Below are 22,011 nucleotides of genomic sequence, written 5' to 3'. Positions count from 1 at the left end.
CCATGAGAACAAAAAATCAATTCCGCAGGCAGGAAATCAACCGTTCATGCGCTTGATCTTATCCATAAAATAATTTTCCATTTCCCGGCGGTCCTTGCGCAAACGAACCAATTCCGATTCCATAACCTCAAGCTTATGCTTCAAGTTAGTGTTTTCCTGAGCTAATTCAGTGGTCGCCTCTTCAAGTTCCACGTCTTTCTGCTCGAGAGCATTGGTTCGTACGTCATACTCTTCAGTCATGGATTTAATATCCAGCTGCGGCAAAGCCTTGATTTTTTTCTGGCTGCGGGCAAGAAGAACAAAAGCTTTTTTGAGCTTGTAAATATCTTCGCGCTGCTCTTCAATGATTGACTTCTGATCGGCAATCACTTCAAGTGACTTGCTCATCTTGTCCATCATCTCGGCAAAAGCGCCGCTCAGTTCAGCCTGAATATTCATGGCCGGCTGCGCAGGAAGGCCACGCTCGGAGGGACTTATCTCAATTGTGCGGGGAAATTCGGAACGGAGCTGCTGCTCAATTTCCGTGGTAACCATCCCTTCATTATATAAATTGACGATGCGCTTGAAGATTTCCACAGCGGATTCCGGGTACTTGGTAACCCGGCCCATTTTTTTACTGGAAAGAAAATCCTTAAACAGCGAAGCATAACGCCTTGCTGTGGGAGCAGGGATCATCGTAATCTTGGATATTTCAGCTACTGACAACCATTTCATAATCTAATCCGGATTTGGTGATCAACGTGACAATCAAACAGACTTGTTTGACCGGGCAATCAAAGGACAAACACAGCATTCATAGACCTTGAAGGTCTCTGCTGTAAAGATTCTTACCAGATTATCATCAATAATGAAAACCGAAAAAATGAACATAAATACAGAAGACTTTTTCCTTAAAAGCTACGACTTTGAATTACCGGAAGGACAGATAGCCCAATGCCCAGCAGTAATGAGGCACGGCTCCAAGCTCTTGGTGCTTGATCAGAAGAGCGGTGAAACCGAAATCAAAAATTTCACCGACATTGTGGACCTGCTTCCGGAAGGCGCACTGCTGGTGGCCAACAACTCAAAAGTTGTTCCGGCCCGAATATTCGGTAAAAAACCTACCGGGGGACGGGTGGAATTCCTGTTACTGACCCCTCTCCCTCTCATCGAAGCCGAAGAAGTTCCCGGTGGTTTCAAGGCGCAGGCCCGTGGCTTACTCCGTGCTTCCAAGGGTCCCAAAACTGGTAATGAAATTTTCTTTGAGGGCGGCCTGAAGCTGACCGTGCTGGGCAAAGGCAGATTCGGACTTTCAAAAGTTGAACTTGAATGGAACGGGGATCTGAAAAAGATTTTCGAGGAGTGCGGTAAGATTCCTCTCCCTCCATACATCCGCCGTGCTGCTGATGAAACAGACAATGAACGATACCAGACCATATACGCCTGTGATGAAAAGGCCGGATCAGTAGCCGCGCCCACAGCCGGGCTACATTTTTCCGAAGAAATCAATGAAAAAATGAAAGCCAAAAACATCGAACGGGCCGAAGTAACATTATATGTAGGTTACGGAACTTTCAGTCCGGTACGCGCCGAAGATATCCGTGATCATGAAATGCACCACGAATACATCGAAATCCCCGAAGAGACAGCTGCCGCAGTGATCAAAGCCAAACAGGAAGGCCGTCCGGTGATCGCGGTAGGCACAACCTCAGCCCGCACTCTGGAAGGAGCTTTCCAGCAAGCCGGTGAAATTTGTGAATTCAAGGGTGAAACCAATATTTTCATATACCCCGGCTATGAATTCAAAGTGGTTGACCGTATGATTACCAATTTCCATTTGCCAGAATCATCCCTTGTCATTATGATTTCCGCTCTTGCCGGTAGGAAAAATGTTTTGAACGCGTATTCCAAAGCAGTTGATAACGAATTCAGGTTCTTCTCATACGGCGATTCAATGTATATAAAGTAAGGTACAAATAACGTCTGACCGTAGTTTCGACGGAAAAATTTGCACCGCAGCGCAAATAATTATACGTTGCTTTCCAACAGTCACATTTTCATAGTGTGCTGCCCACAAGCAAATAAAGACTCTAATGGTCCCAGCCCGTTAATATAACGGGCTTTTCTGTCACAGTAACAGGAGAATAGGATGTCACGAGTAGAATTTTTGGACGAACGGTGCAAGGGCTGTCTGCTCTGTACCACCGTCTGTCCAAAGGAAATCATAAGGCAATCCGACCGATTCAACCAGCACGGTTACAAAGTTGCTGAAGTCGCGGCTGAGGATATGGAAAAGTGTACCGGATGTACTTCCTGTGCGCTGATCTGTCCAGATATTGCTATCCGGGTATACAGAACCAAAAAGGCCAAAGGAGAATAGGATGACGAAAAAAGGCGAAAAGCTTTTCATCAAAGGCAACGAGGCCATCTCCCGCGGCGCAATCGCAGCCGGTCTTAAATGCTATTTCGGTTACCCCATCACCCCCCAGAACGATATTCCGGAATACATGTCCGCAGCACTGCCCGCAGTCGGCGGTGAATTCGTTCAGGCTGAAAGTGAAGTTGCAGCAGCAAACATGCTAATCGGCGCAGCTGCCGCAGGCGCACGCTGCATGACTTCTTCCTCCAGCCCCGGTGTATCCCTTAAGCAGGAAGCAATCTCCTACCTCGCAGGTAGTCAGCTTCCCGCGGTCATCGTAAACATGAACCGTGGTGGGCCGGGTCTCGGCGACATCGGCCCAAGTCAGGGTGACTATTTTCAGGCCACCAAAGGCGGCGGACACGGTGATTACCGTACTCTCGTCCTCGCTCCCGGTACCTGTCAGGAATGCTACGACCTCGTAATCGAAGCATTTGACCTCGCTTTCAAATACCGCAACCCGGTCATGATCCTCGGTGATGCCATCGTCGGTCAGATGAAAGAGCCTGTCATCACAAGAGCTCTCGAAGAAAGAAACGAGGAAGAAGGAACCGAGTGGCGCATTGAAGGTGCCAAGGACCGTGATCACCGCATCATCAAGTCCCTGTTTCTCACCGAAGGTTCACTTGCAGGCCACAACCTGGCATTGCAGGCCAAGTATGACGAGATGGCCAAGAACACCAAACAGGAGCTTTTCGAAACCGAAGATGCCGAACTCATCGTAGTTGCCTACGGTTCCATCGGACGTATCGTAAAGAGCACAGTCAGAAAACTGCGCGCACAGGGTCACAAGGTAGGTCTATTCCGTCCTATCACCCTCTACCCCTTCCCCTCTGAAGAGCTGAACAAGCTTGCCAAGCAGGGTAAGAAGTTCCTGACTATTGAACATAACCTAGGTCAGATGGTTGAAGATGTACGTCTTTCCATCCGCACCATTACCGACAGTGATTTCTTCGGCTTCATGCCCGGAAACCTGCCCACCCCCGACGATTTCGAGGAACCCATCCTCAAAAGCCTTGGAGGGAAATAGATATGAGCGAACAAGAAATTCTCGCCTTTGATAAGGCTGACGCTATTGTAGACGTTCCCACCCATTACTGTCCCGGCTGCCAGCACGGCGTAGCCCAAAGACTTGCGGGTGAACTGCTCAGCGAAATGGGATTGACCGAGAACACCCTTTTGGTCACCTCCATCGGTTGTTCCGTATTCCTCTACAATTACCTTCATGTAGACAGTGTGGAAGCACCGCACGGCCGCGCACCGGCAGTTGCAACGGGCGTTAAACGCGCACGCACCGACAAGTTCGTCCTCTCCTACCAGGGTGATGGCGACCTCGCATCCATCGGTATGGCTGAGATCATGCACTGCGCAAACCGTGGTGAAAACATCTCAATCATCTTCGTAAACAACACTGTTTACGGAATGACCGGCGGACAGATGGCTCCCACAACCCTTATTGGACAGAAAACCACGACTTCACCTGCCGGACGTAATGCTTCCAAAGAAGGGTTACCCATCCGCATGGCCGAAATTATCGGTTCTCTTGGTGGTGTTGCATATTCCGCACGCGTTGCCTTGAACAATGTTAAAAACATTCGCAAGGCCAAAAAAGCCATGAAAAAAGCTTTTGAGGTACAGCAGAAAGAACTCGGTTTCGGTTTCATCGAACTGCTGGCAACCTGCCCCACCAACTGGAGAATGACTCCCATTCAGGCGAACGAAAGGATCGAAAATGAAATGATCCCCTACTTCCCGCTGGGTGTATATAAAGACGTAACCGCGGAGGACTAAGATGAGCAAATACCTCGACAGCATCATTGCCGGATTCGGCGGACAGGGCGTTATGCTCATCGGTAACCTGCTGGCCTATTCAGGCATGAACGCCGGACTCAATGTAACCTACATTCCGGTTTACGGCCCTGAAATGCGCGGCGGTACCGCGAACTGCACTGTCGTCCTTTCCGACGACGAGATCGGTTCCCCGATCATCCGCAGCCCGCACAGCCTGATCATCATGAACCGTCCTTCGCTGGATAAATTCCAGCCCATGCTCATGGATGACGGTATTCAGATCGTCAACTCATCTCTCATTGATGAAGAGCTGGTTGATACCGATCGCATTGAATCATACCTCGTGCCCTGCAACGATATTGCTGACAAACTCGGCAATGCCCGCTTGGCAAACATGGTAGCCCTCGGTGCCTTCATCAAGGCAACCGGAATCATGGAAATGCAGGCAGTCATCGACTCCCTCGAAAACGTGATCTCCGCTCACTACCATCACCTGATCCCCAAAAACGCAGAAGCCCTTCAAGCAGGCGCTGACGCTATTTAAGTTACTACTAAATGGTCCGTGCGAACTAAGTTCGCACGGACCATTTTCATTTTATTGCCTCCGGCGGCCAAAGGAGAGGGGAAAACCCTTTGCTAGCGCCAAAAGTGTTTTCCCCTCTCCTCTGGACTCCTCTCCCTTTTCCCAAACGCGCTTTAATCAAGCTTCGCTATTTAGAGCATTAAAAATTGCCTAATTTGCAAATTGTACTGAATTCGTTCAGACTGATTAAACACAAACATCTGCCTTAAAAATTTTCCTGAATTTTATCATTACTTTTAAGCATCTTAATTCAAAAAAACGATCTGACATTACGAAAGACCACAAAGGTCTTCAGGAGCGAAATATGGAAGTATTTAAGCCTGAAAAGCTTTTTGGAATAATTGGACACCCTCTTGGACATACCATGAGTCCTTTGCTGCACAATTGGGGATTTTCCGAACACAAAATCCCGGCAGTTTACATGGCTTGGCCCACTGAGCCTGAAAAGGTGGAAAGTTTCATGCAGACTTTCAGAAACCTGCCCATTTCCGGGGCCAGCGTGACCATTCCGCACAAGCTTTCCGTAATGGACTACATTGATCAGCTGACTGAACGCGCAAAGTCCGTCGGGGCGGTAAATACCCTCTATTGGAAAGGTGATAAAATCGTGGGCGACAATACTGACGCCGCCGGAGTGTCCGAGCCGTTACGCCCCTATTCTGATCAGATAGAAACGGCCCTGTTGATCGGTGCTGGCGGTGCTGCTCGCGCTGCGATCACCGGACTTCAATCATTGGGGATCAAAGAAATCTTCATCACCAACCGCACCAAGTCCAAAGCAGATGATCTCGCTGCTGAATTCAAAATATCAATTCTTGATTGGGACGCTCGTGGCGATCAGCACTTTGATCTTATCGTGAATTCCACCTCGCTGGGCATGTCTGGAAAATTTCAAGAGATCAACCCCATGATCATGGACAATCAAGACTCGAGCACCATAGTCTTCGACTTGGTCTACAATCCCATGGAGACTGTTCTCGTCAAGGATGCAAAATCCAAAAGTTGCACCATAATTCACGGAATTGAGATGTTCGTGCATCAGGGGCTAGAGCAATTTCGTTTATGGACGGGAAAAAGTTTGGATGAGCTGAAAGCGCGAGAGCTGTTGCTGAAAAATTTATAGACGCAAAAAAACTGGAAACAACAAATCCCGCAATATCAAACAAGATATTGCGGGATTTGTTACAAAAGTAGCTTTACCACGCTGTATGCGAAGCAAACTAAAAAGTTTTCTCTTCCCCAGCCGCCAGAGGCAAAATTTATCCAATACAAACAGATTTTACGTTGGTAAATTCGCGGATACCGTAGGTGGAAAGCTCGCGGCCGTAGCCGGAGTTCTTAACCCCTCCAAATGGGAGCGGCGGACGACTGCTAACCCGTCCATTCAGGTAGACAAGGCCTGCCTCGATCTGGCGGGCAAGTTTAAGTCCTTTCTCCTCATCACGAGTCCAGACCGAACCACCTAGCCCGAAACAGCTGTCATTAGCCATTTCCATAGCCTGCTCTTCGCTCTCAGCGCGGAAAACAAGGGCAACGGGTCCGAAAATTTCATCACGCCCTGCTTTGCTGTCGAAAGAAACATCAGTAATAATTGTCGACGGATAAAAAGCACCTTCACCTTCAGGTATAGAGCCGCCAATTACCAATTTCCCGCCCACTTTGAGACAATTATCAACCTGCATTTGCAGATCGTTGCGAAACTGATGTGAGGCCATGGGACCCATAACTGTATCTTCGTCCAGAGGACTGCCCATAACTACTGATTCCATACATTCTTTCAGCTTCTGCACAAATGAATCATAAACATCGTTGTGAACAATGAATCGTTTAGCGGCAATGCAGGCCTGCCCGGCATTGGAACAGCGAGACTCAGCACCGATAGTTGCAGCCTTGTCCAGATCCGCATCAGCAAGGACGACAAAAGCATCACTTCCGCCCAGCTCCATAACTGATTTCTTGAGATTTGCCCCGGCTGCTGCGGCAACCTTGCGGCCCGCTCCTTCACTCCCAGTGAGACAAACGCCAACAACAGAATCATGGGCAAGGACATCCGCAACTTGGCCGGCCCCAATAAGTAAGGTGCGGAAAACATTCTCAGGAAAGATGGATTCGCGGAAAACCTCTTCAAGAGCCAATGCGCACTGAGGCACGTTTGAAGCGTGTTTTAAGACCATTGTATTCCCGGCCATAAGCGAGGGTACGGCAATGCGTAAAACCTGCCATACGGGGTAATTCCAAGGCATAACAGCCAACACAGTTCCCATAGGAGCATAGTCAACGTAGCACTGCATGCCGTCCACAGTCTTAGGCTCACTGGCCAGCATGGCTGCGCCGTTATCAGCGTAGAAATCGCAGACCGTTGCAGACTTGAGCACTTCGGCCCTGCCGGACTTGAGCGGCTTGCCCATTTCCGCAGCCATAAGTTCGGCAAAACTGTCCGCACGTTCGCGGAGAAGCGCAGCCAGATTTCTGAGACAATCTGCACGTTGCTCAAAGGAGCTGAGTTTCCAAGTGGAAAATGCATCCGCAACTGAAGATAAAATAGTCGTGGTCTGTGCGGAGCTTGATTCGGTAAATTTTTTTTCGACCTTTCCGGTCATGGGATTGGTACTCTGAATAGCCATCTGGGCAATACCTTGTTTTATATGATTCTTCTCGAATGAGATGTGATTTTGATCACTGCGTGGAAAGGCTACTTAACAAGAATGCCTGAAAAGAAAAAGGCGGCTACCCTTGGATAACCGCCTTTATTTTGCTTTTAACTATGATCGAATTACTGAACGTAAACCTTGATTCTATCGCCGGGACGAAGAATTGATTTTGAATTCAGGCTGTTCCATTTCATGAGCGAAGAAACTTTCACTCCAAAACGACGGGCGATTTTCCAAAGATTGTCGCCACGACGCACGCGGTATTTAACCATTTGCTGTTTTACGTTCTCAGCCTTGGCAACGGAACGCGCGGAACTACGAGCATTATTGTCCGGGATGTAAAGCTTCTGACCGATCTTCAGCTTGGAAGAATAGATCCCGTTGGCGCGCTTGAGTGTTGTTACGCTCACATTATAGCGGCTGGCGATATCCCAGAGAGTGTCGCCCTTGCGAACCCGGTAGTTAGCACGGCTCTGAGCAGTACGACGGGTCTTGCTAGTCTTGGATGCGTAGAGAGCTTTGGAAGCACCTTTACCCGGGATCATAATGTACTGACCGGGCTTAATCAGGTTGGATCTGCGATTATTCACCGACTTGAGTACTGCCACGGGCATGCCGTAACGACGGGCAATTCGGTACCAGGAATCACCCTTGCGGATTTTGTAACGCTTGTACCCGGCAAAAGGACGGGAATTGGGTGATTCAAGATAATCCGCAGCATTAGCCATGACTCTTTCAGGCAGATAAGCATTGGTTACTGTGTTGGGCGGGCTGACCTGTCTACGGAAATGAGGGTTGAGCTTATGAAACTCACTCCATTTCATACCGCAGGCTTTGGCAAGGGCCAACAGATCGGTTCCACCGGGAACCTTTACTGTTTCAACCTGAATGCCGTTATTCCAGTTGATATTCTCGAATCCAAGCTCTTCAAGGTTTTTAAAAATCTTGGAAATAGCAATGAACTTGGGAACGTAGTTCTTTGTTTCTTTGCGTAATCTGTAGCGATAGCTCAGCTTATAATTCTTTTTGGTAAGATCAAAAAAATCTTGTGCTCCGGTCTTACGGAGTGCGCGCCCGATCTTTCCTTCACCGGCATTATAAGCTGCCAGGGCAAGATACCAGTCTCCAAACATGCCATGAAGAACATTCAGATACTTTGCAGCTGCAACGGTTGACTTGTACGGATCTCTACGTTCATCAATCCACCAGTCGACACGGAGGCCGTAAAGACGACCTGTATAAGGCATAAACTGCCACAGGCCACCGGCACCGACACGTGAATATGCCCAGGCATTGTATCCACTTTCGGCAAACGGCAACATTGCAATATCTTCGGGAATACCATTCTCCTTCAGTACCTGACGTACGTAAGGAAGAAATGGCTCGGAACGTTTCAACCACCGAGTAAAAGTCTTACGGGCTTTGTGAGTAAAAAAACCGAAATATTGCTGAACTTCCTTGGTGTCGTGTTCATCGAGGTTGAAGTAGATACCGTTGCTGGACTGGAGGACTTTTTCTTCCTCCGGGGTAAGTATCTCCTCTTCCTGCGGTGCTGCTTCAAGCTCAGGGTCAAGAGGCTCAACGCCGGAATCAGTAACCTCAGACTCAACTGAAGCTTCACTTTTAAGAGCGGCTGTGGTCTGAGCATCAAGCTCTACCTCATTAACCGGAGCAGTCTTGGCAGAACATCCGGCAAAGAATGCAAATAAAGCCAGAAGAGCAATTAACCGGAACGATTTAAGCATCTTCGACTCCTTGTCACTGTGGACGTCATATGTATTGATTTTATCCATAATTTATCTAGAAAAACTATAAATTTTACCCGGTTAGGCACTGAAAAATAAGCTCAAGAGTTTAAAAACAATGGATTTTCAGAGCAAATTATTGAGTTGTTCAAACATAAGTAGAGCTATACTAAAGCGCGAGGGTTTGCAATAGTAAAACGAAAGGTATAGGTTGCCCAAACCGTTCAGGCGCAAGGGTTTTAGCCCAGTACGAACTGTTATTTTTTGAATTCGGTGTTAACAAAATGATAATCGTATTCACGGTAACAAAGCATTTTAATTAACCAATTAGCAATCTGTCAGTGAGCCGTATTCATATCGTGTAAAAAAGTTGATATGATAAAAATAATGCGCGCCCTGTGCTGATTTTTATATTTTTAATAAGAAAGGTAGATTTTTAATGAAAAAAAAGACCAAAGAAGACGACAACACTATCATAGCAGGCCGTAAACCGGTTCAGGAAATGCTTTTAGACGCTCCAGATAGGATTGACCTGCTTTACCTGCAAAAAGGGCGTCAGGACAAAAATTTTGAACGCACCATCCAACGCTGCAAAAAACACGGCATCAAATACAAGATAGCAGACAAGACTGAGCTGGGCCGGATTTACACCGGCAACCACCAAGGAATCATCGCAAGAGTGGCCGCCATGTCTTATGCCGACTACGACGATATGCTGGAAAACCTTGCTAGTTCCCCTCTGCCGTTACTCATCGTGCTTGATCAGGTACAGGACCCCGGCAATATCGGAGTACTGGCCCGTTCACTGTACGCATTGGGAGGAGCCGGAATTGTGACCGCCAAGCACGGCGGGGCATTCCTAGGACCTGGGGCTGTCAGAGCAAGTGCCGGAGCACTGACCAAACTTCCAGTAGCGCGGGTTAGCAACATTTCCCAAGCTCTGGATAAAGCCATCGACATGGGAATCAATATCTACGGAGCCGGGCTGGACGAGGATTCTTCCTCCGCATACACAGCTGAAATCAATACTCCGGCCATACTGGTGCTCGGCAACGAAGAAAAAGGCATTCGCTTCAACGTTGAAAAACGTTGTCAGAAACTGATCCACATCCCCTTCCGCCGTGATTTCGATTCCTTAAACGTGGCTCAGGCCGGAGCCATGCTCATCAGTGAATTTGCAAGACGTCTGGGCTAAATTTTTAAACAAATACATGCTCAATTAGACACAAAGTAAGCCCCCTGAAGATTACACTTTCTTCAGAGGGCTTTTTTATAAAAAAACACTAGAAAAACTCTACTTAATATAGTTGGGCAAATTGAGAAAAATATTGCGTGTAAAATCAATCATTTTTTCCATGATCCATGGAAACGCAAAAAGTAGCGCGATGAACATGGATACAATCTTAGGCACAAAGGTCAGAGTCATTTCCTGAATCTGGGTAGCGGCCTGAATAACGGATACGAAAACACCCACCAGCAGCCCGACCATAAGCATGGGCAAAGCCAGCGTAAGGGCCAGTTCAATGGACTGTTTAGCAAATCCAATAACAAATTCTGGGGTCATTTTTTTATGCCTCCGCTTAAAAAAGACGCACTACTGCCCGGGTCACTGAAAAGTGTTGACGATGGAGCCCGTCAAAAGCGACCAACCGTCAACCATGATAAACAGCAATATCTTAAAGGGCAATGAAACCATTGCCGGGGGCAGCATCATCATACCCATGGCCAACAAAATACTGGCAATAACCATATCGAGAATCAAAAAGGGCACATAAATGAGGAAGCCGATGGTAAATCCGGTCTTTAACTCACTGATGGTGTAGGCCGCAATAAGGAGCATGGTATTTACATCCTCTTTGGTTTCAGGCCGTTCTTCCCCGGTGATAGAATAAAAAATGGAGAGATCTTTCTCTCTGGTATGCTTGAATAAAAAAGTCCTGATGGGAACCTGTGCCCGATCTAAGGCCTCTTTAAACCCGATTTCCTCATTGAGGTAGGGTTGCAAAGCTGCATCGTTAACAGCCTTCCCGGTGGGCATCATAATGACGACAGTCATAAAGATCGCAAGTGAAGCAAGAATCTGGTTGGGTGGCATCTGCTGCGTACCCATAGCCTGACGCAGAAAGTGAAAAACAATAATAATCCGGGTAAATGAAGTCATGGTCAGGAGAATGGACGGAGCCATGCCCAGAATGGTGAGCAAAAACAGGATTTCCAGCATCTTGGCTACTTGCTCAGGCTCTTCCTGACCTGCCGCAAGATTAAGCGTCATGGTCGGAATGGTCTCCTGAGCAAAGGCCGCTGCCGGAATTACCAGCAGAAGAATTGCGCTAAGAGTTAGAAGAGCCGGAGCTTTCTTTTTCAAGATACCCGGCAAAGTCAGAATCAATCTTTGCATGCCCTTCATCCCTTGCATGAAGCAGAGTAATATTATCCTGAGTAACACCGACCACCATTTCACGGTCGCGATATCTGACCACTGTAATATTCTGACGCGGACCAAGGGGAAGTCGATCCACGATTTCCAGGGCACCCTTTCTGGTACCAGGAAAAGCACCGCCGACATTAAAGCGGCGCAACAAATAATAAGCCAGAAACAGCATTGCCAGAATAAAAAAAAGTGCTGCCGACATTTTGAGCACAGAGCCCACCCCGGAATCCGGGGCCATAAGAACAACGGCAGTTGCGTTAGGCAAGATGCTTCACCCTTTCGATAGGACTGATAATATCAGTCAGCCTGATACCGAACTTCTCGTTAATGACAACAGCCTCGCCGCGCGCGACAAGTTTGCCGTTAACATAAATTTCAAGGGGTTCACCGGCCAGCTTAGTCAATTCAACAACAGATCCGGTTCCGAGTTGCAACAACTCATTGATGAGCATCCTTGACCGACCCAGCTCCGCAGAAACATCCAGCGGAATATCGAGAATAAAATCAAGGTCACGCCTTGAACCGTCGTGACGTGGATTCTTGGCTTCATTGGTCAAATCTTTGAAATCAGCATCACGGGTCTGGGTGCGCAGAAATTCCTGTTCCTTTTCCTTACGGATGTCGTCACCGGTATCTTCGGCCAGCGCAGCCGCCCACTCGTCAGCAAGTCCTTCATCTCCGCCGCCACCGCCGCTGAGATCCAGCTCATCGCCACCTTCATCACCCTGCTCACCGAGGGCTGCCGCCCATTCGCCAGCAAGAGCATCGTCATCGGTTGCGCCACCGTCATCCTGGTCGGCCAGAGCCGCAGCCCATTCATCGGCTAGAGCTTCATCATTGCCGTCACCGGGATCATCGCCCAGAGGGTCACCACCATCGGAATCGTCAGTGAGTGCATCCGCCCACTCCTGCGCGAGTTTATCCTGATCAAGATCATCTGACATCATAGCAGCCTACCTCCGGATTATTCATTGGCATCCCGTAAAACGGTCCTGCCGACATAAAATCGACACACCATCAAGGGGTTAAGCAAAAACCGTGCTACTGGATAACCATATCCGTAAAATATACCTGTAAAACCTTGGAGCCGCCCATAATTTGATTCAGACGATCCACAATTTCCTTCTTCAGGAGAATCTTGCTCTCCATGGTGGAAAGATCCTGATAAGTCTTGCTGGAAAGCAGCAGGATAAGAGTATCCTTGACCATAGGTTCTTTCTTGGAAAGCTCAGCCACAGCTTCTTCGCTGACCACTTCCACATCAATTCCGAGCTTAAGGTACCTGCGACCGAGCGGGTCAGCAAGGTTGACCACAAAAGTAGGCAGGGTAATAGTAAACCCGTCACCGGGAAGTGTCCCCGGATCTTCACCCTCAGCTGCCTGCTCATCCTTTGATTCCTCTACAGCATCATCAGGCTGGGCGGCAAAGAATTTCTTGTAGGCAAAAAAACCACCGCCACCAAGTATAGCCAAAAGCAGGATAAGAATTATCCACTTCAGCATTCCGCCTTTCTTTTTCGGTTCCTGACCATCGTCAGCCATGCTTCACCCTCTTGAGCTTAATATTGTGCCCATTAAATTCATCAACATGAACTTAAAAAACTTATTTATAGGACGTTCACTAATATCCCCCCATGGGAGGAGTCGTCTTTATCAATATTTCAACCCGCCTGTTCTGTGCACGTCCTTCCGGTGTTGTATTGCTGTACAACGGAAAGGTCGGCCCGCAGGCGGAAACTGTCAAACGGTCATTTTTTATACCCTGCTCTACAAAATAAGTAAGCACGGCCATGGCCCGTCCCCCGGATAACTGAAAGTTAGCCGGGTTCATGCCACCGACGTTATCTGTATACCCGGCAATGTTCACATCGGCCGCTCCCAGATAATCTAGTACCGGAACCAATTGGTAAAGCAGTATTTTCGCTCGCTCGTCAAGTTCCGACTTACCAAGAGGAAACATAAGTTTATCCGTAAGCACCAGAGCGACCCCTTCAGGTTTAGCAAGAACCTTCAGGTTTTCATCAAGGGTAGCCCGGTCCATGTCCGGGGGAAGTACATCGTCAGGAAAAAGCAGGTCCTTGATCCGGTTCTGTTTTTCCAGCACTTCCCAAGGTCTTTCAAGAAATTCACTGACAAGCTTTACCTTGGCTGTAACCCGCCCGGAACCGCGCTTATCCAAAAAGCCCAATTCCGCTGGCATAATGGTTACCCGGGTAATAAAACTCTGGTCCATTGAAGCCATACTTAGCAAGAGCACAAAAAAAGTCAAAAGCAGGGTCACCAAATCAGAGAATGTGACCAGCCAAGCCCCGCCCGGATCCGGGAACTTTTTTTCTTTTTTACGCCCCATAGATCACCATCACTGCCTGTTGCCCGGTTTCTCAGCTTCACCAATGGGAAAGACAAAATCATCAACCTTAAATTTATCATCTTTCTTGCGCGGAGGCTGATATTCCTTAATTTCCTTGGAAACCGCCGCGCTACGCGTATCAAGTACAAGGTCCACCCTGCGGTTCATCTTGCGTCCTTCAGGTGTGGAGTTGGGATGGCGGGGCCGAAATTTACCGAATGCCTCCAGCTTCAACATTTCCGGATTCATACCGTTACGGATCAGGTAGTTATATACTGCAAGTGACCTGTTCAGGGAAAGCTTCCATGAAATATCAGGGGTCAAATCCCGATCTTCAACCCGGTAATCCTCACCCAGTTCATCACGCAGGATTGAGGTGTGCCCAGCCACCAGAACAGGATGCTTGACCCGTTTGAGCACCGGGAGAACAGTATCAAGAATGCGCGCTCCCTCAAGTGAAACGCTGGTACTGTCCGGGGTGAAAAGAACATCTGCACCAATGGAAAGAATCTGCACGAACCTGTTGGATTCAAAGCGCAAATCTTCTTCAGCAAATTCCCAGAGCAGCGGTTTAATGGGCTCAAGTCCTTCCTGAAGCTCCATGGGACCGACCTGAACAGTTTTGCGGGACTGAGTATCGGAAAGAACATCGAATCCCTTGGACCCGAACCCGAACGTACCGATAATGGAGCCGAGAACGACCATCTTACGGCGTTCATCAACAACCGACATACTCACCAAAAGTACAAAAAAGGTGAGCATCAGGGTCATCAGATCACTGAAGGTAATCAGCCATAAAGGCTGACCTTCAGGCTCTTTCGGCTTTTTATTCCTACCCATCAATCCCCCGTTCAAACATTTGCTGAACCGGCCCGGTACGTAATAAAATTATGCCCCGCTAATCGGTAATCTTGCGGATTTTCGGTGGCAGGAAGCTATTCAGCTTTTCCTCAATGATCTTGGGGTTCTCACCTTTTGAGATCGAAATGATACCTTCCATGACCATTTCCCGAAGCAGGATTTCTTCCTTGCTGCGGGTTTTGAGCTTTCCTGACATGGGCGTAAAAACAAGGTTGGCCAGAATCGCACCATAAAGAGTGGTCAACAGCGCAACCGCCATTGCCGGCCCGATTGTACTGGGATCACTCATGGTCTGGAGCATCTGCACCAGCCCGATAACAGTACCGATCATACCCATGGCCGGAGCAAAGTCGGCAAAAATTTTCAGGATCTCAGCCCCGGTTTCATGCCTGTTCTCAAGGTACTGGATTTCAGTTTCCAGAATTTCCTGAATGACCTGCGGCTCAAGGCCGTCAACAGTAAGTTGCAGCCCCTTGCGCAGAAAGTCGTCTTCAATGGATTTCAAGGCAGGTTCAAGGGAAAGGATGCCTTCGCGGCGGGCGCGGTTGGCAAAATCCATGAACTTATCAATGATCTCACCCGGGGATTCAAGACTGGAAAAAAAAGTCTTTTTAATAACCCCGACAACGCCCAAGACATGGCCCATGGGATAGTTAACCAGCGAAGCCCCGATGGTTCCGCCGATAACGATCAATACGGAGGGAACGGAAATAAAAATACCCAAGGGACTCCCGACAAGAATAGCCGAAAGAACAAGCCCGAAAGAAAGAACTATCCCTATGACTGTACCCAGATCCATTAAATCCGCCTATGGGTTGTTTAAATTTTTAGTAACCCGGCCTAGTGCCAAAAATTCTGGTCCCGACCCTGATCATGGTAGAACCTTCCTCGATGGCTACTCGGAAATCACCCGTCATACCCATGGAAAGTTCCGGCAACTTGATTCCGAAAAGTTTTTCCATACCTTCGGCGAGCATACGCAGCCTTGCAAAGTAAGGTCTTGCCCCTTCCGGATCACCGAAAAAAGGTGGTAAACACATCAGCCCGATCAGCTTGAGATTGGAATAACCCTGAATTTCTTCAATCAGAGCCGGAAGTGTTTCTTCGGTAACACCGCACTTCTGTTCCTCGCAAGCAGTATTGACCTGAATGAGGATATTCTGGACCACATCCAGAGACTCAGCCTTTTTATTAAGCAACCCGGCCAGCTTGGAAGAATCCACACTGTGCACAGCGCAGAACTTACCGGCCACAAGTTTGGCCTTCTTGGACTGCAAACCGCCGATAAAATGCCAGTCTATATCCAAACCGGACAACTCTTCCTGCTTGGTTAATGCTTCCTGTACGTAGGATTCACCAAAGCAGCGATGTCCGGCATTGCACAAAATTTCAATATCAGAGGCTGCGTGAAGTTTGGAAACCGCCATGACAGTGACTTCCTCTGGTTTACGCCCAGCCCTTAAGCAGGCCTGAGCCACTTCTTCCTTAACCTCTGAAATATTCTCAACAAGTTCTTTTTCTCTGTTACTCATCGTCAAATTGCCGTTTTTAGTGAGCGGCATACATTAAAAATCGGTTGATTATATAAATTTCTTTAATAAAAAGAAAACAAAAGGACAAGAATTCTTCGCGCCGGACTACTCACCAAGTCCAAGGGAACGCAAAAAGCCGACATCTTCAGTCCAGCCCTCACGGACTTTGACCCAGATTTCAAGCATAACCTTCATCTCCAGCATTTCTTCCAGTTCTTTTCTAGCCTGAGTTCCGATTTTCTTCAGGTTCTGTCCACCCTTACCAATGATCATACCTTTGTGGTTCTTCTTGGTAGTGTAAATAATGGCCCCGATATTGACCAGATTACGATCAGTTTCTTCGGTCCAGAATTCAATTTCCACTGCTGTGGAATAAGGCAATTCCTGCTGCAAGCTCATAAACAGCTTTTCGCGCACGGTTTCGGCAGCCATGAAGCGCATGGGTACAGTTGAAACCTGATCTTCAGGGAACATGGGCGGACCTTCAGGCAGAGTATCAATAACCTTTTCCAGCAGAACATCTGCGCCATCGCCTTTTAGAGCGGAAACAGGAATGAATTCAGCTTCAGGCCAGAGTTCCTGAGCCTTTTCCATTACCGGAAGCAATCTGGCCTTATCTTTAACCTTATCGATTTTGTTAACTGCCACGAACAGCTTTTTATTGGACTGGTTGACCGGCTTAACCACCGGGGCCAACTCCTGTTCCATGAGATGAGGCTTAGCAGCGTAAAGAGCAGCATCAAAAAGAACCACAATAGCATTGGCACTTCCAAGCGCTTCCCAAGCAGACTCAAGCAGGAAGCGGTTCATCTTACCGCGCATGCGGTGGATGCCGGGAGTGTCCAGAAAGACAACCTGTGAATTTTCATTACTCAGGATACCGCTGATGCGGTTACGGGTGGTCTGGGGTTTAGGTGAAACAATTGCCACCTTCTGGCCCAGATAGTGGTTCATGAGAGTGGACTTACCAGCGTTGGGGGGACCGATCAAAGCGACCCAGCCAAATTTATATTCAGACATTTTTTGTTACCTCAAAAAAAAGTTTATTCAGTCTTTGGCGCTCAAAGTACACGAAAAAACAAAGACACGCCAATTGGAAAAACCCTTCCCAATTATTGATCAGGAAGGGTTATATTGATCTAATGTTTATCTAGAGTTTTGCTAGAATTATTTTAGTTTCACGTGAAACCAAACAGTTAGCCTTCTTCCTCACCCTGAACATAGCCGCAGCCTTTTTCAGGGCAGGCGATGTGCTCGCCCTTGGCCCGGGTGGTCTTTTTAACCAGCACCGGATGTCCGCACTTGGGACAGGGGCCGTCAATGGGTGGATACCAGACTGCGTAATCGCAATCCGGGTACTGATCGCAAGAGTAAAAAAGTTTTCCGCGACGGGAGCTTTTTTCCACCAAATCACCCTTGCACCCTTCACGAGGACATTTGACCCCGGTGGAGAATGGTTTGGCGTGCTTGCAGTCCGGATAATTGGAACAGGCAATAAAGCGGCTTCCGGTACGGGCATGCTTAATGACCAGATCCCCATCCTTACAATCGGGGCATTTGCCGACTATCAAGGCTGAGGGTGTTTCCACAACCTTAATTTTGCCGTCATCATCACGTTCAAAGTTCTTGATATTGCGGCAATCAGGATATCCGGTACAACCGAGGAATTCTCCGCGACTGGAACGTTTGATAGCCATGGGGTTGCCGCATTTTTCACAGGTAACCCCGGTCTCTTCCGGCGGTTCTTCTTCCAGAACTACAATCTTACCCTTCTCATCACGGGTGAAGTTGACGATGCTTTTGCAGTCCGGGTAGTTGGAGCAGCCGAGAAATTCCCCGGTACGTCCAAACTTTATAACCATGGGTGAACCGCATTTTTCGCATACAATTCCGGTATCCTCTCCGCCGCGCTTCATTTCCTTGGATGCGGTTTCAAGGGTAGGATAAAATCCGTCCACGAAATTTTTCATCAAAAAGGTCCACTCGATCTTGCCTTCAGCAACATCATCAAGCTGCTTTTCCATGGCAGCGGTGAACCCTACATCCATAAGCTCCTTAAAGTGCTCGGAAAGCTGGTCACTGACCACAAAACCGAGTTCCGTAGGAATAAATTTCTTTTCCTCAAGATTCACGTAACTGCGATCCTGAATGGTGGAAATAATGGATGCGTAGGTGGACGGTCGACCGATACCTTTCTCCTCCAACTCGCGGACGAGGGAAGCTTCGGAATAACGGGCCGGGGGCTGAGTGAATTTCTGCTCACTGTCAATCTTGTCAACCTTGAGAACTTCGCCCTTTTCCAGCTTGGGCAACTCAATGAGCTTTTCATCACCGGTCTTTCCGGTAACACGCATGAAACCGGGAAAGAGCAATCTTTCGCCCTTGGAACGCCAGATGGTGTTCTTGGCCTGAATGGTGACTACAGTATCCCAGAAACGGGCCGGGGCCATCTGGGAGGCGATGAAGCGGTTCCAGATAAGCTTGTAGACTTTGAATTGGTCAGCCGGAAGAAAAGGCTTCACATCTTCAGGCATAATTGTCGCGTCAACCGGGCGGATCGCTTCGTGAGCATCCTGTGCCCCGCCTTTTGACTTATAGACCCGAGGTTTGGCCGGGTAAAACTCATCCCCGTATTTATCGAGGATAACCTTCTTGGCGGTATCACGCGCTTCATCGGCAATACGTACAGAGTCAGTACGCATATAGGTAATCAGTGCTGTTGTGCCCTTATCACCAAGCTCAACACCTTCATAGAGACGCTGGGAAAGGGTCATGGTCCGCTTGGCGGAATAACCGAGTCTGCGGTTAGCGTCCTGTTGCAAAGTGGAGGTAATGTAGGGCGGCAGAGGATTACGCTTACGTTCCTTTTCAGTAAGGTCGGTAATCTCAAAAGGTACACCCTTTACGTTACTCTGGAGAGCTTCCGCTTCATCAGCAGAACCTATCTCAGCCTTTTTTCCGTCCACTTTCCAGAGATCAGCCACAAATGGCGGCGGGTTCTTGCCTTCCACATGGGCCTTGAAGAGCCAGTATTCTTCAGGAATAAAAGCACGTCGGGCCTTTTCCCGCTCTACTACGAGCTTGAGCGCAACGGATTGTACGCGCCCTGCGGAAATACCTCTTTTAACTTTTTTCCAAAGAATGGGAGAAATTTTGTAACCCACCAGACGGTCCAGAATACGACGTGCCTGCTGTGAATCAAAAAGCTGTTCATTGAGCGGCTTCGGATGTTCAAGGGCTTCTTTTACAGCCCTAGCGGTAATTTCGTTGAACTGGATACGACTGACGTTCTCGTTCACTTCCTTGATAATGGCCGCAACGTGCCAACCAATAGCTTCCCCTTCGCGGTCGGGGTCAGGTGCCAGGAAGACATGATCGGCTTTAGCCGCTGCCTTCTTAAGCTTATTGACCACATCTTCCTTACCGGGAATGACCTGATACTGGGGGGTAAAATCACCATCTTCTTCGACTCCAAGCTTGTTCTTGGGCAGATCACGCACGTGACCGACGGATGCGGCCACTTGGTAATTCTTGCCAAGAAACTTACTGATAGTCTTCACCTTTGCCGGGGACTCAACAACAATCAAATCTTTGCTCATAGTTTGCAGCCTATAACCATCAAGTTGACACTATGCAACCATAAAAAACGGTCATCCAAAGCTTTTCAGCTTATGTGAATGGTGTATCCTTTAACTAAAACTTATTTTTAACCAACCAAAAAATCAGGAAGAAATACATTTTTTCAACGCTGATAACTTTTCATGTAAAATTTTTGTGTCATTGCCATCACGAGCGGAAAGTTCCAGCTCCTTGGCTTTGACTGTAACTTCGGGCAATCCGAAAGTACGCGCCGAACCTGCCACAGCATGGGCATTTTTGTATAGCTTTTCCAGATCAGCAGAAAATCCGCCGCTTTCATAAGCTAAAAGATAACCTTCCAGCTCTGCAACACGCCCACCAAGAGCTGCTGCATATCTCTTATTAAGCTCAGCAAGCTTTTCGTCAAGTGTAGCCATATTAATGCCTCCGGCGGCTCTCCGAGGGCCCTGCCGGGGGCCTTAAACCCTTTTGCAAAAGGGTTTAAGAATCCCAAAACCATTTCTTAGGGCTTCGCCGCTTACTTTTTTAAAAATGTACGTATATTTTTGAAATTTATTCAAGTTTTAAATTTAAAAGAGCGAAGCTTATTAAAAGGTTCTGAAGGGGATGGGGTCTGGGGAAGGGGAAACCCTTGCAAGAGTTTCCCCTTCCCCAGCCGTCGGAGACATCAAAAAAAAGCCCGCGTAGTGCGGGCTTTTTAAATTAGCGTTTGGAGCTGTTCATTAACATGGCCCCTGCTGCTTGAATCAGCAAGAAGACAATCAGGAAGTGGATGAACATATCCTTCTGGATGGCACCCCAGATGATGTACACGGAACCGCATCCTGCCAGTACCGGGCAGAGAAAGCGGCTTAATGGTCCGAGATCAGTAAAAGTCTTCATCACCCAGATATAGATGGAGATGTAGATCACGTACAGGAACGCGATGGGCAGTTCGGAAACATCCATGAACTGGCCCCACCAGCCGTGGAAGTTACCGTACCAGACTACCAGCCAGAAGCAGGACAGGAAGTAACCGATGATTGCGGACCAGCTGGTGCTGTTGGTAACCGGGTTGACCTGCTTGAAAAGATCAGCACGGGGACCGAGATTACGAGAAGCAATGGAAAACATACCGCGTGCGGAACCCATGATCAGACCGTTAAGGGTACCGAGGCAGGAAATGATAACAAACACGGTCAGCAGGGTGCCGCCCACGTTGCCGAAAATCATTTCAATAACACGTACAGGTGCGGCGTCGCCTTCAGCAAGTACCTGTTCGTTGGTCAGTACGCCGGAAATACCCAGATAGTAGAGCATGTAGATGGTCATTACCGCGATGGTACCGACAACCAGTGCGCGGGGCAGGGTCTTTTTAGCGTCTTTAAGTTCGGCGTTGATAACGGTAGCGATGATCCAGCCTTCATAAGCAAAGGCAGTAGAAAGAGTCGCCACAGCAAGACCGCCTCCGCTACCGGAAATATGCTCTGCGGTCTGCATGAAGTTCTGCATAGTCTGCCCACTGGAAAGACCGGCAAGACCACCGACAACAGCAACAAGACCGAGCGGGATCAGCTTGATTACAGTGGAGGAAACCTGCCACTTACCGGCCAGAACCGGAGAATAATAATTGAGCAGGAAAAATACGGTCAGATAAATAAAGGACAGGGGCCAAAGCATATCCTTCATTCCCATGAGTCCCACGGAATAGTTGGCGGAAACCCAAGCCAGAACAGCTACGAGAGTGGGATAATAAATGAAGGTCATGAACCAGCCGACCATATAACCGGCCTTCTCACCGTAAGCCTCTTCAAAATAGTCAACCAGACCGTTAACCTTCTCGATACGGGTCGCGATCTTTGAAAAAACATATGCGGTAACAACCATGATGGAACCACCGATCAGCCATGCAAGCAATGCAGTGGGAAGATCGCCACCCGCAGCCTTAAGAACGTCATCGGCTTTAAAGAAAACCCCTGAGCCGATTACAATCCCCACAACCATAGCGGTTGCAGTCCAGAAACCGTATTTCTTCTGTAAATTATCCATTTTTAACAATCACCCCTTTTACACTTCTTCCAAACGTCTTT

Annotated in this window: 23 protein-coding genes; 7 read left to right on the top strand and 16 right to left on the bottom strand. The window is 48.2% G+C overall.

The window, feature by feature from the left end; genetic code table 11:
• Positions 1 to 36: 36 nt before the first annotated feature.
• Positions 37 to 714 carry a hypothetical protein gene (locus tag D0S45_12750; GenBank protein ID TIH14675.1) on the bottom strand — a complete coding sequence of 226 codons (678 nt, stop codon included), beginning with the start codon at positions 712 to 714 and terminating at the stop codon, positions 37 to 39.
• Positions 715 to 847: 133 nt separating this feature from the next.
• Here D0S45_12750 and queA point away from each other — a divergent pair, with 133 nt between their 5' ends.
• From queA to aroE, 6 genes are all read left to right on the top strand, one after another.
• Positions 848 to 1,948, top strand: a complete 1,101-nt coding sequence (gene queA, locus D0S45_12745) for a tRNA preQ1(34) S-adenosylmethionine ribosyltransferase-isomerase QueA (protein TIH14674.1) — start codon at positions 848 to 850, stop codon at positions 1,946 to 1,948.
• Positions 1,949 to 2,128: 180 nt separating this feature from the next.
• Positions 2,129 to 2,359: a 4Fe-4S dicluster domain-containing protein gene (locus tag D0S45_12740; GenBank protein TIH14673.1), complete on the top strand. Its 231-nt coding sequence runs from the start codon at positions 2,129 to 2,131 to the stop codon at positions 2,357 to 2,359.
• 1 nt (position 2,360) lies between these two features.
• A complete protein-coding gene (gene vorB / locus D0S45_12735; GenBank protein TIH14672.1) occupies positions 2,361 to 3,428 on the top strand; it encodes a 3-methyl-2-oxobutanoate dehydrogenase subunit VorB in 1,068 nt (355 codons plus the stop codon).
• 2 nt (positions 3,429 to 3,430) lie between these two features.
• Positions 3,431 to 4,189, top strand: a complete 759-nt coding sequence (locus D0S45_12730; GenBank protein ID TIH14671.1) for a 2-oxoglutarate oxidoreductase — start codon at positions 3,431 to 3,433, stop codon at positions 4,187 to 4,189.
• A 1-nt stretch (position 4,190) separates the two neighbouring features.
• The gene (locus D0S45_12725) at positions 4,191 to 4,733 is read left to right on the top strand and encodes a 2-oxoacid:ferredoxin oxidoreductase subunit gamma (protein ID TIH14670.1); all 543 of its coding nucleotides are present in this window, start codon (positions 4,191 to 4,193) and stop codon (positions 4,731 to 4,733) included.
• A 343-nt stretch (positions 4,734 to 5,076) separates the two neighbouring features.
• On the top strand, positions 5,077 to 5,895 hold the full coding sequence (gene aroE, locus D0S45_12720; protein ID TIH14669.1) for a shikimate dehydrogenase: 819 nt from the start codon (positions 5,077 to 5,079) through the stop codon (positions 5,893 to 5,895).
• Between the two features lie 136 nt (positions 5,896 to 6,031).
• On the opposite strand, the gene D0S45_12715 is transcribed toward aroE, so the two are convergent.
• Together D0S45_12715 and D0S45_12710 are read right to left on the bottom strand one after the other, a co-directional pair.
• On the bottom strand, positions 6,032 to 7,396 hold the full coding sequence (locus tag D0S45_12715) for an NAD-dependent succinate-semialdehyde dehydrogenase (protein ID TIH14668.1): 1,365 nt from the start codon (positions 7,394 to 7,396) through the stop codon (positions 6,032 to 6,034).
• Between the two features lie 149 nt (positions 7,397 to 7,545).
• Positions 7,546 to 9,168: a LysM peptidoglycan-binding domain-containing protein gene (locus tag D0S45_12710; GenBank protein ID TIH14667.1), complete on the bottom strand. Its 1,623-nt coding sequence runs from the start codon at positions 9,166 to 9,168 to the stop codon at positions 7,546 to 7,548.
• 439 nt (positions 9,169 to 9,607) lie between these two features.
• Here D0S45_12710 and rlmB point away from each other — a divergent pair, with 439 nt between their 5' ends.
• The gene (gene rlmB, locus D0S45_12705) at positions 9,608 to 10,363 is read left to right on the top strand and encodes a 23S rRNA (guanosine(2251)-2'-O)-methyltransferase RlmB (protein TIH14666.1); all 756 of its coding nucleotides are present in this window, start codon (positions 9,608 to 9,610) and stop codon (positions 10,361 to 10,363) included.
• A 99-nt stretch (positions 10,364 to 10,462) separates the two neighbouring features.
• Here the strand turns inward: rlmB and fliQ are convergent, their stop codons facing one another.
• From fliQ to D0S45_12640, 13 genes are all read right to left on the bottom strand, one after another.
• On the bottom strand, positions 10,463 to 10,732 hold the full coding sequence (gene fliQ, locus D0S45_12700) for a flagellar biosynthetic protein FliQ (GenBank protein TIH14665.1): 270 nt from the start codon (positions 10,730 to 10,732) through the stop codon (positions 10,463 to 10,465).
• 42 nt (positions 10,733 to 10,774) lie between these two features.
• On the bottom strand, positions 10,775 to 11,566 hold the full coding sequence (gene fliP / locus D0S45_12695) for a flagellar biosynthetic protein FliP (protein ID TIH14664.1): 792 nt from the start codon (positions 11,564 to 11,566) through the stop codon (positions 10,775 to 10,777).
• Positions 11,499 to 11,837, bottom strand: a complete 339-nt coding sequence (gene fliO, locus D0S45_12690) for a flagellar biosynthetic protein FliO (GenBank protein TIH14761.1) — start codon at positions 11,835 to 11,837, stop codon at positions 11,499 to 11,501. Before fliO ends, fliP begins: the two co-directional genes overlap by 68 nt.
• Before the next feature lie 19 nt (positions 11,838 to 11,856).
• Positions 11,857 to 12,546 (bottom strand): flagellar motor switch protein FliN, encoded by a 690-nt coding sequence (gene fliN, locus D0S45_12685; protein ID TIH14663.1) that lies wholly within the window; start codon positions 12,544 to 12,546, stop codon positions 11,857 to 11,859.
• A gap of 94 nt (positions 12,547 to 12,640) precedes the next feature.
• Positions 12,641 to 13,141: a flagellar basal body protein FliL gene (locus D0S45_12680; GenBank protein TIH14662.1), complete on the bottom strand. Its 501-nt coding sequence runs from the start codon at positions 13,139 to 13,141 to the stop codon at positions 12,641 to 12,643.
• Between the two features lie 79 nt (positions 13,142 to 13,220).
• A complete protein-coding gene (locus tag D0S45_12675) occupies positions 13,221 to 13,949 on the bottom strand; it encodes a flagellar motor protein MotB (protein ID TIH14661.1) in 729 nt (242 codons plus the stop codon).
• A 9-nt stretch (positions 13,950 to 13,958) separates the two neighbouring features.
• Positions 13,959 to 14,789 carry a flagellar motor protein MotB gene (locus tag D0S45_12670; GenBank protein TIH14660.1) on the bottom strand — a complete coding sequence of 277 codons (831 nt, stop codon included), beginning with the start codon at positions 14,787 to 14,789 and terminating at the stop codon, positions 13,959 to 13,961.
• Between the two features lie 58 nt (positions 14,790 to 14,847).
• The gene (locus D0S45_12665) at positions 14,848 to 15,609 is read right to left on the bottom strand and encodes a motility protein A (GenBank protein ID TIH14659.1); all 762 of its coding nucleotides are present in this window, start codon (positions 15,607 to 15,609) and stop codon (positions 14,848 to 14,850) included.
• Between the two features lie 28 nt (positions 15,610 to 15,637).
• Complete coding sequence (locus D0S45_12660) at positions 15,638 to 16,342, bottom strand: YggS family pyridoxal phosphate-dependent enzyme (protein ID TIH14658.1); 705 nt, start codon at positions 16,340 to 16,342, stop codon at positions 15,638 to 15,640.
• A 105-nt stretch (positions 16,343 to 16,447) separates the two neighbouring features.
• Positions 16,448 to 17,362: a GTPase Era gene (locus tag D0S45_12655; protein ID TIH14657.1), complete on the bottom strand. Its 915-nt coding sequence runs from the start codon at positions 17,360 to 17,362 to the stop codon at positions 16,448 to 16,450.
• Positions 17,363 to 17,538: 176 nt separating this feature from the next.
• Positions 17,539 to 19,941 carry a type I DNA topoisomerase gene (topA, locus tag D0S45_12650; protein ID TIH14656.1) on the bottom strand — a complete coding sequence of 801 codons (2,403 nt, stop codon included), beginning with the start codon at positions 19,939 to 19,941 and terminating at the stop codon, positions 17,539 to 17,541.
• Between the two features lie 123 nt (positions 19,942 to 20,064).
• Positions 20,065 to 20,358 carry a phosphotransferase gene (locus D0S45_12645; protein TIH14655.1) on the bottom strand — a complete coding sequence of 98 codons (294 nt, stop codon included), beginning with the start codon at positions 20,356 to 20,358 and terminating at the stop codon, positions 20,065 to 20,067.
• 286 nt (positions 20,359 to 20,644) lie between these two features.
• Positions 20,645 to 21,970: an APC family permease gene (locus D0S45_12640; protein TIH14654.1), complete on the bottom strand. Its 1,326-nt coding sequence runs from the start codon at positions 21,968 to 21,970 to the stop codon at positions 20,645 to 20,647.
• Positions 21,971 to 22,011: the final 41 nt, after the last annotated feature.

Origin of the sequence: Marinifilum sp. JC120 (genome assembly GCA_004923195.1) — a bacterium.
Lineage (GTDB): Bacteria > Desulfobacterota > Desulfovibrionia > Desulfovibrionales > Desulfovibrionaceae > Maridesulfovibrio.
This window is presented reverse-complemented; position numbering and strand designations above follow the sequence as displayed.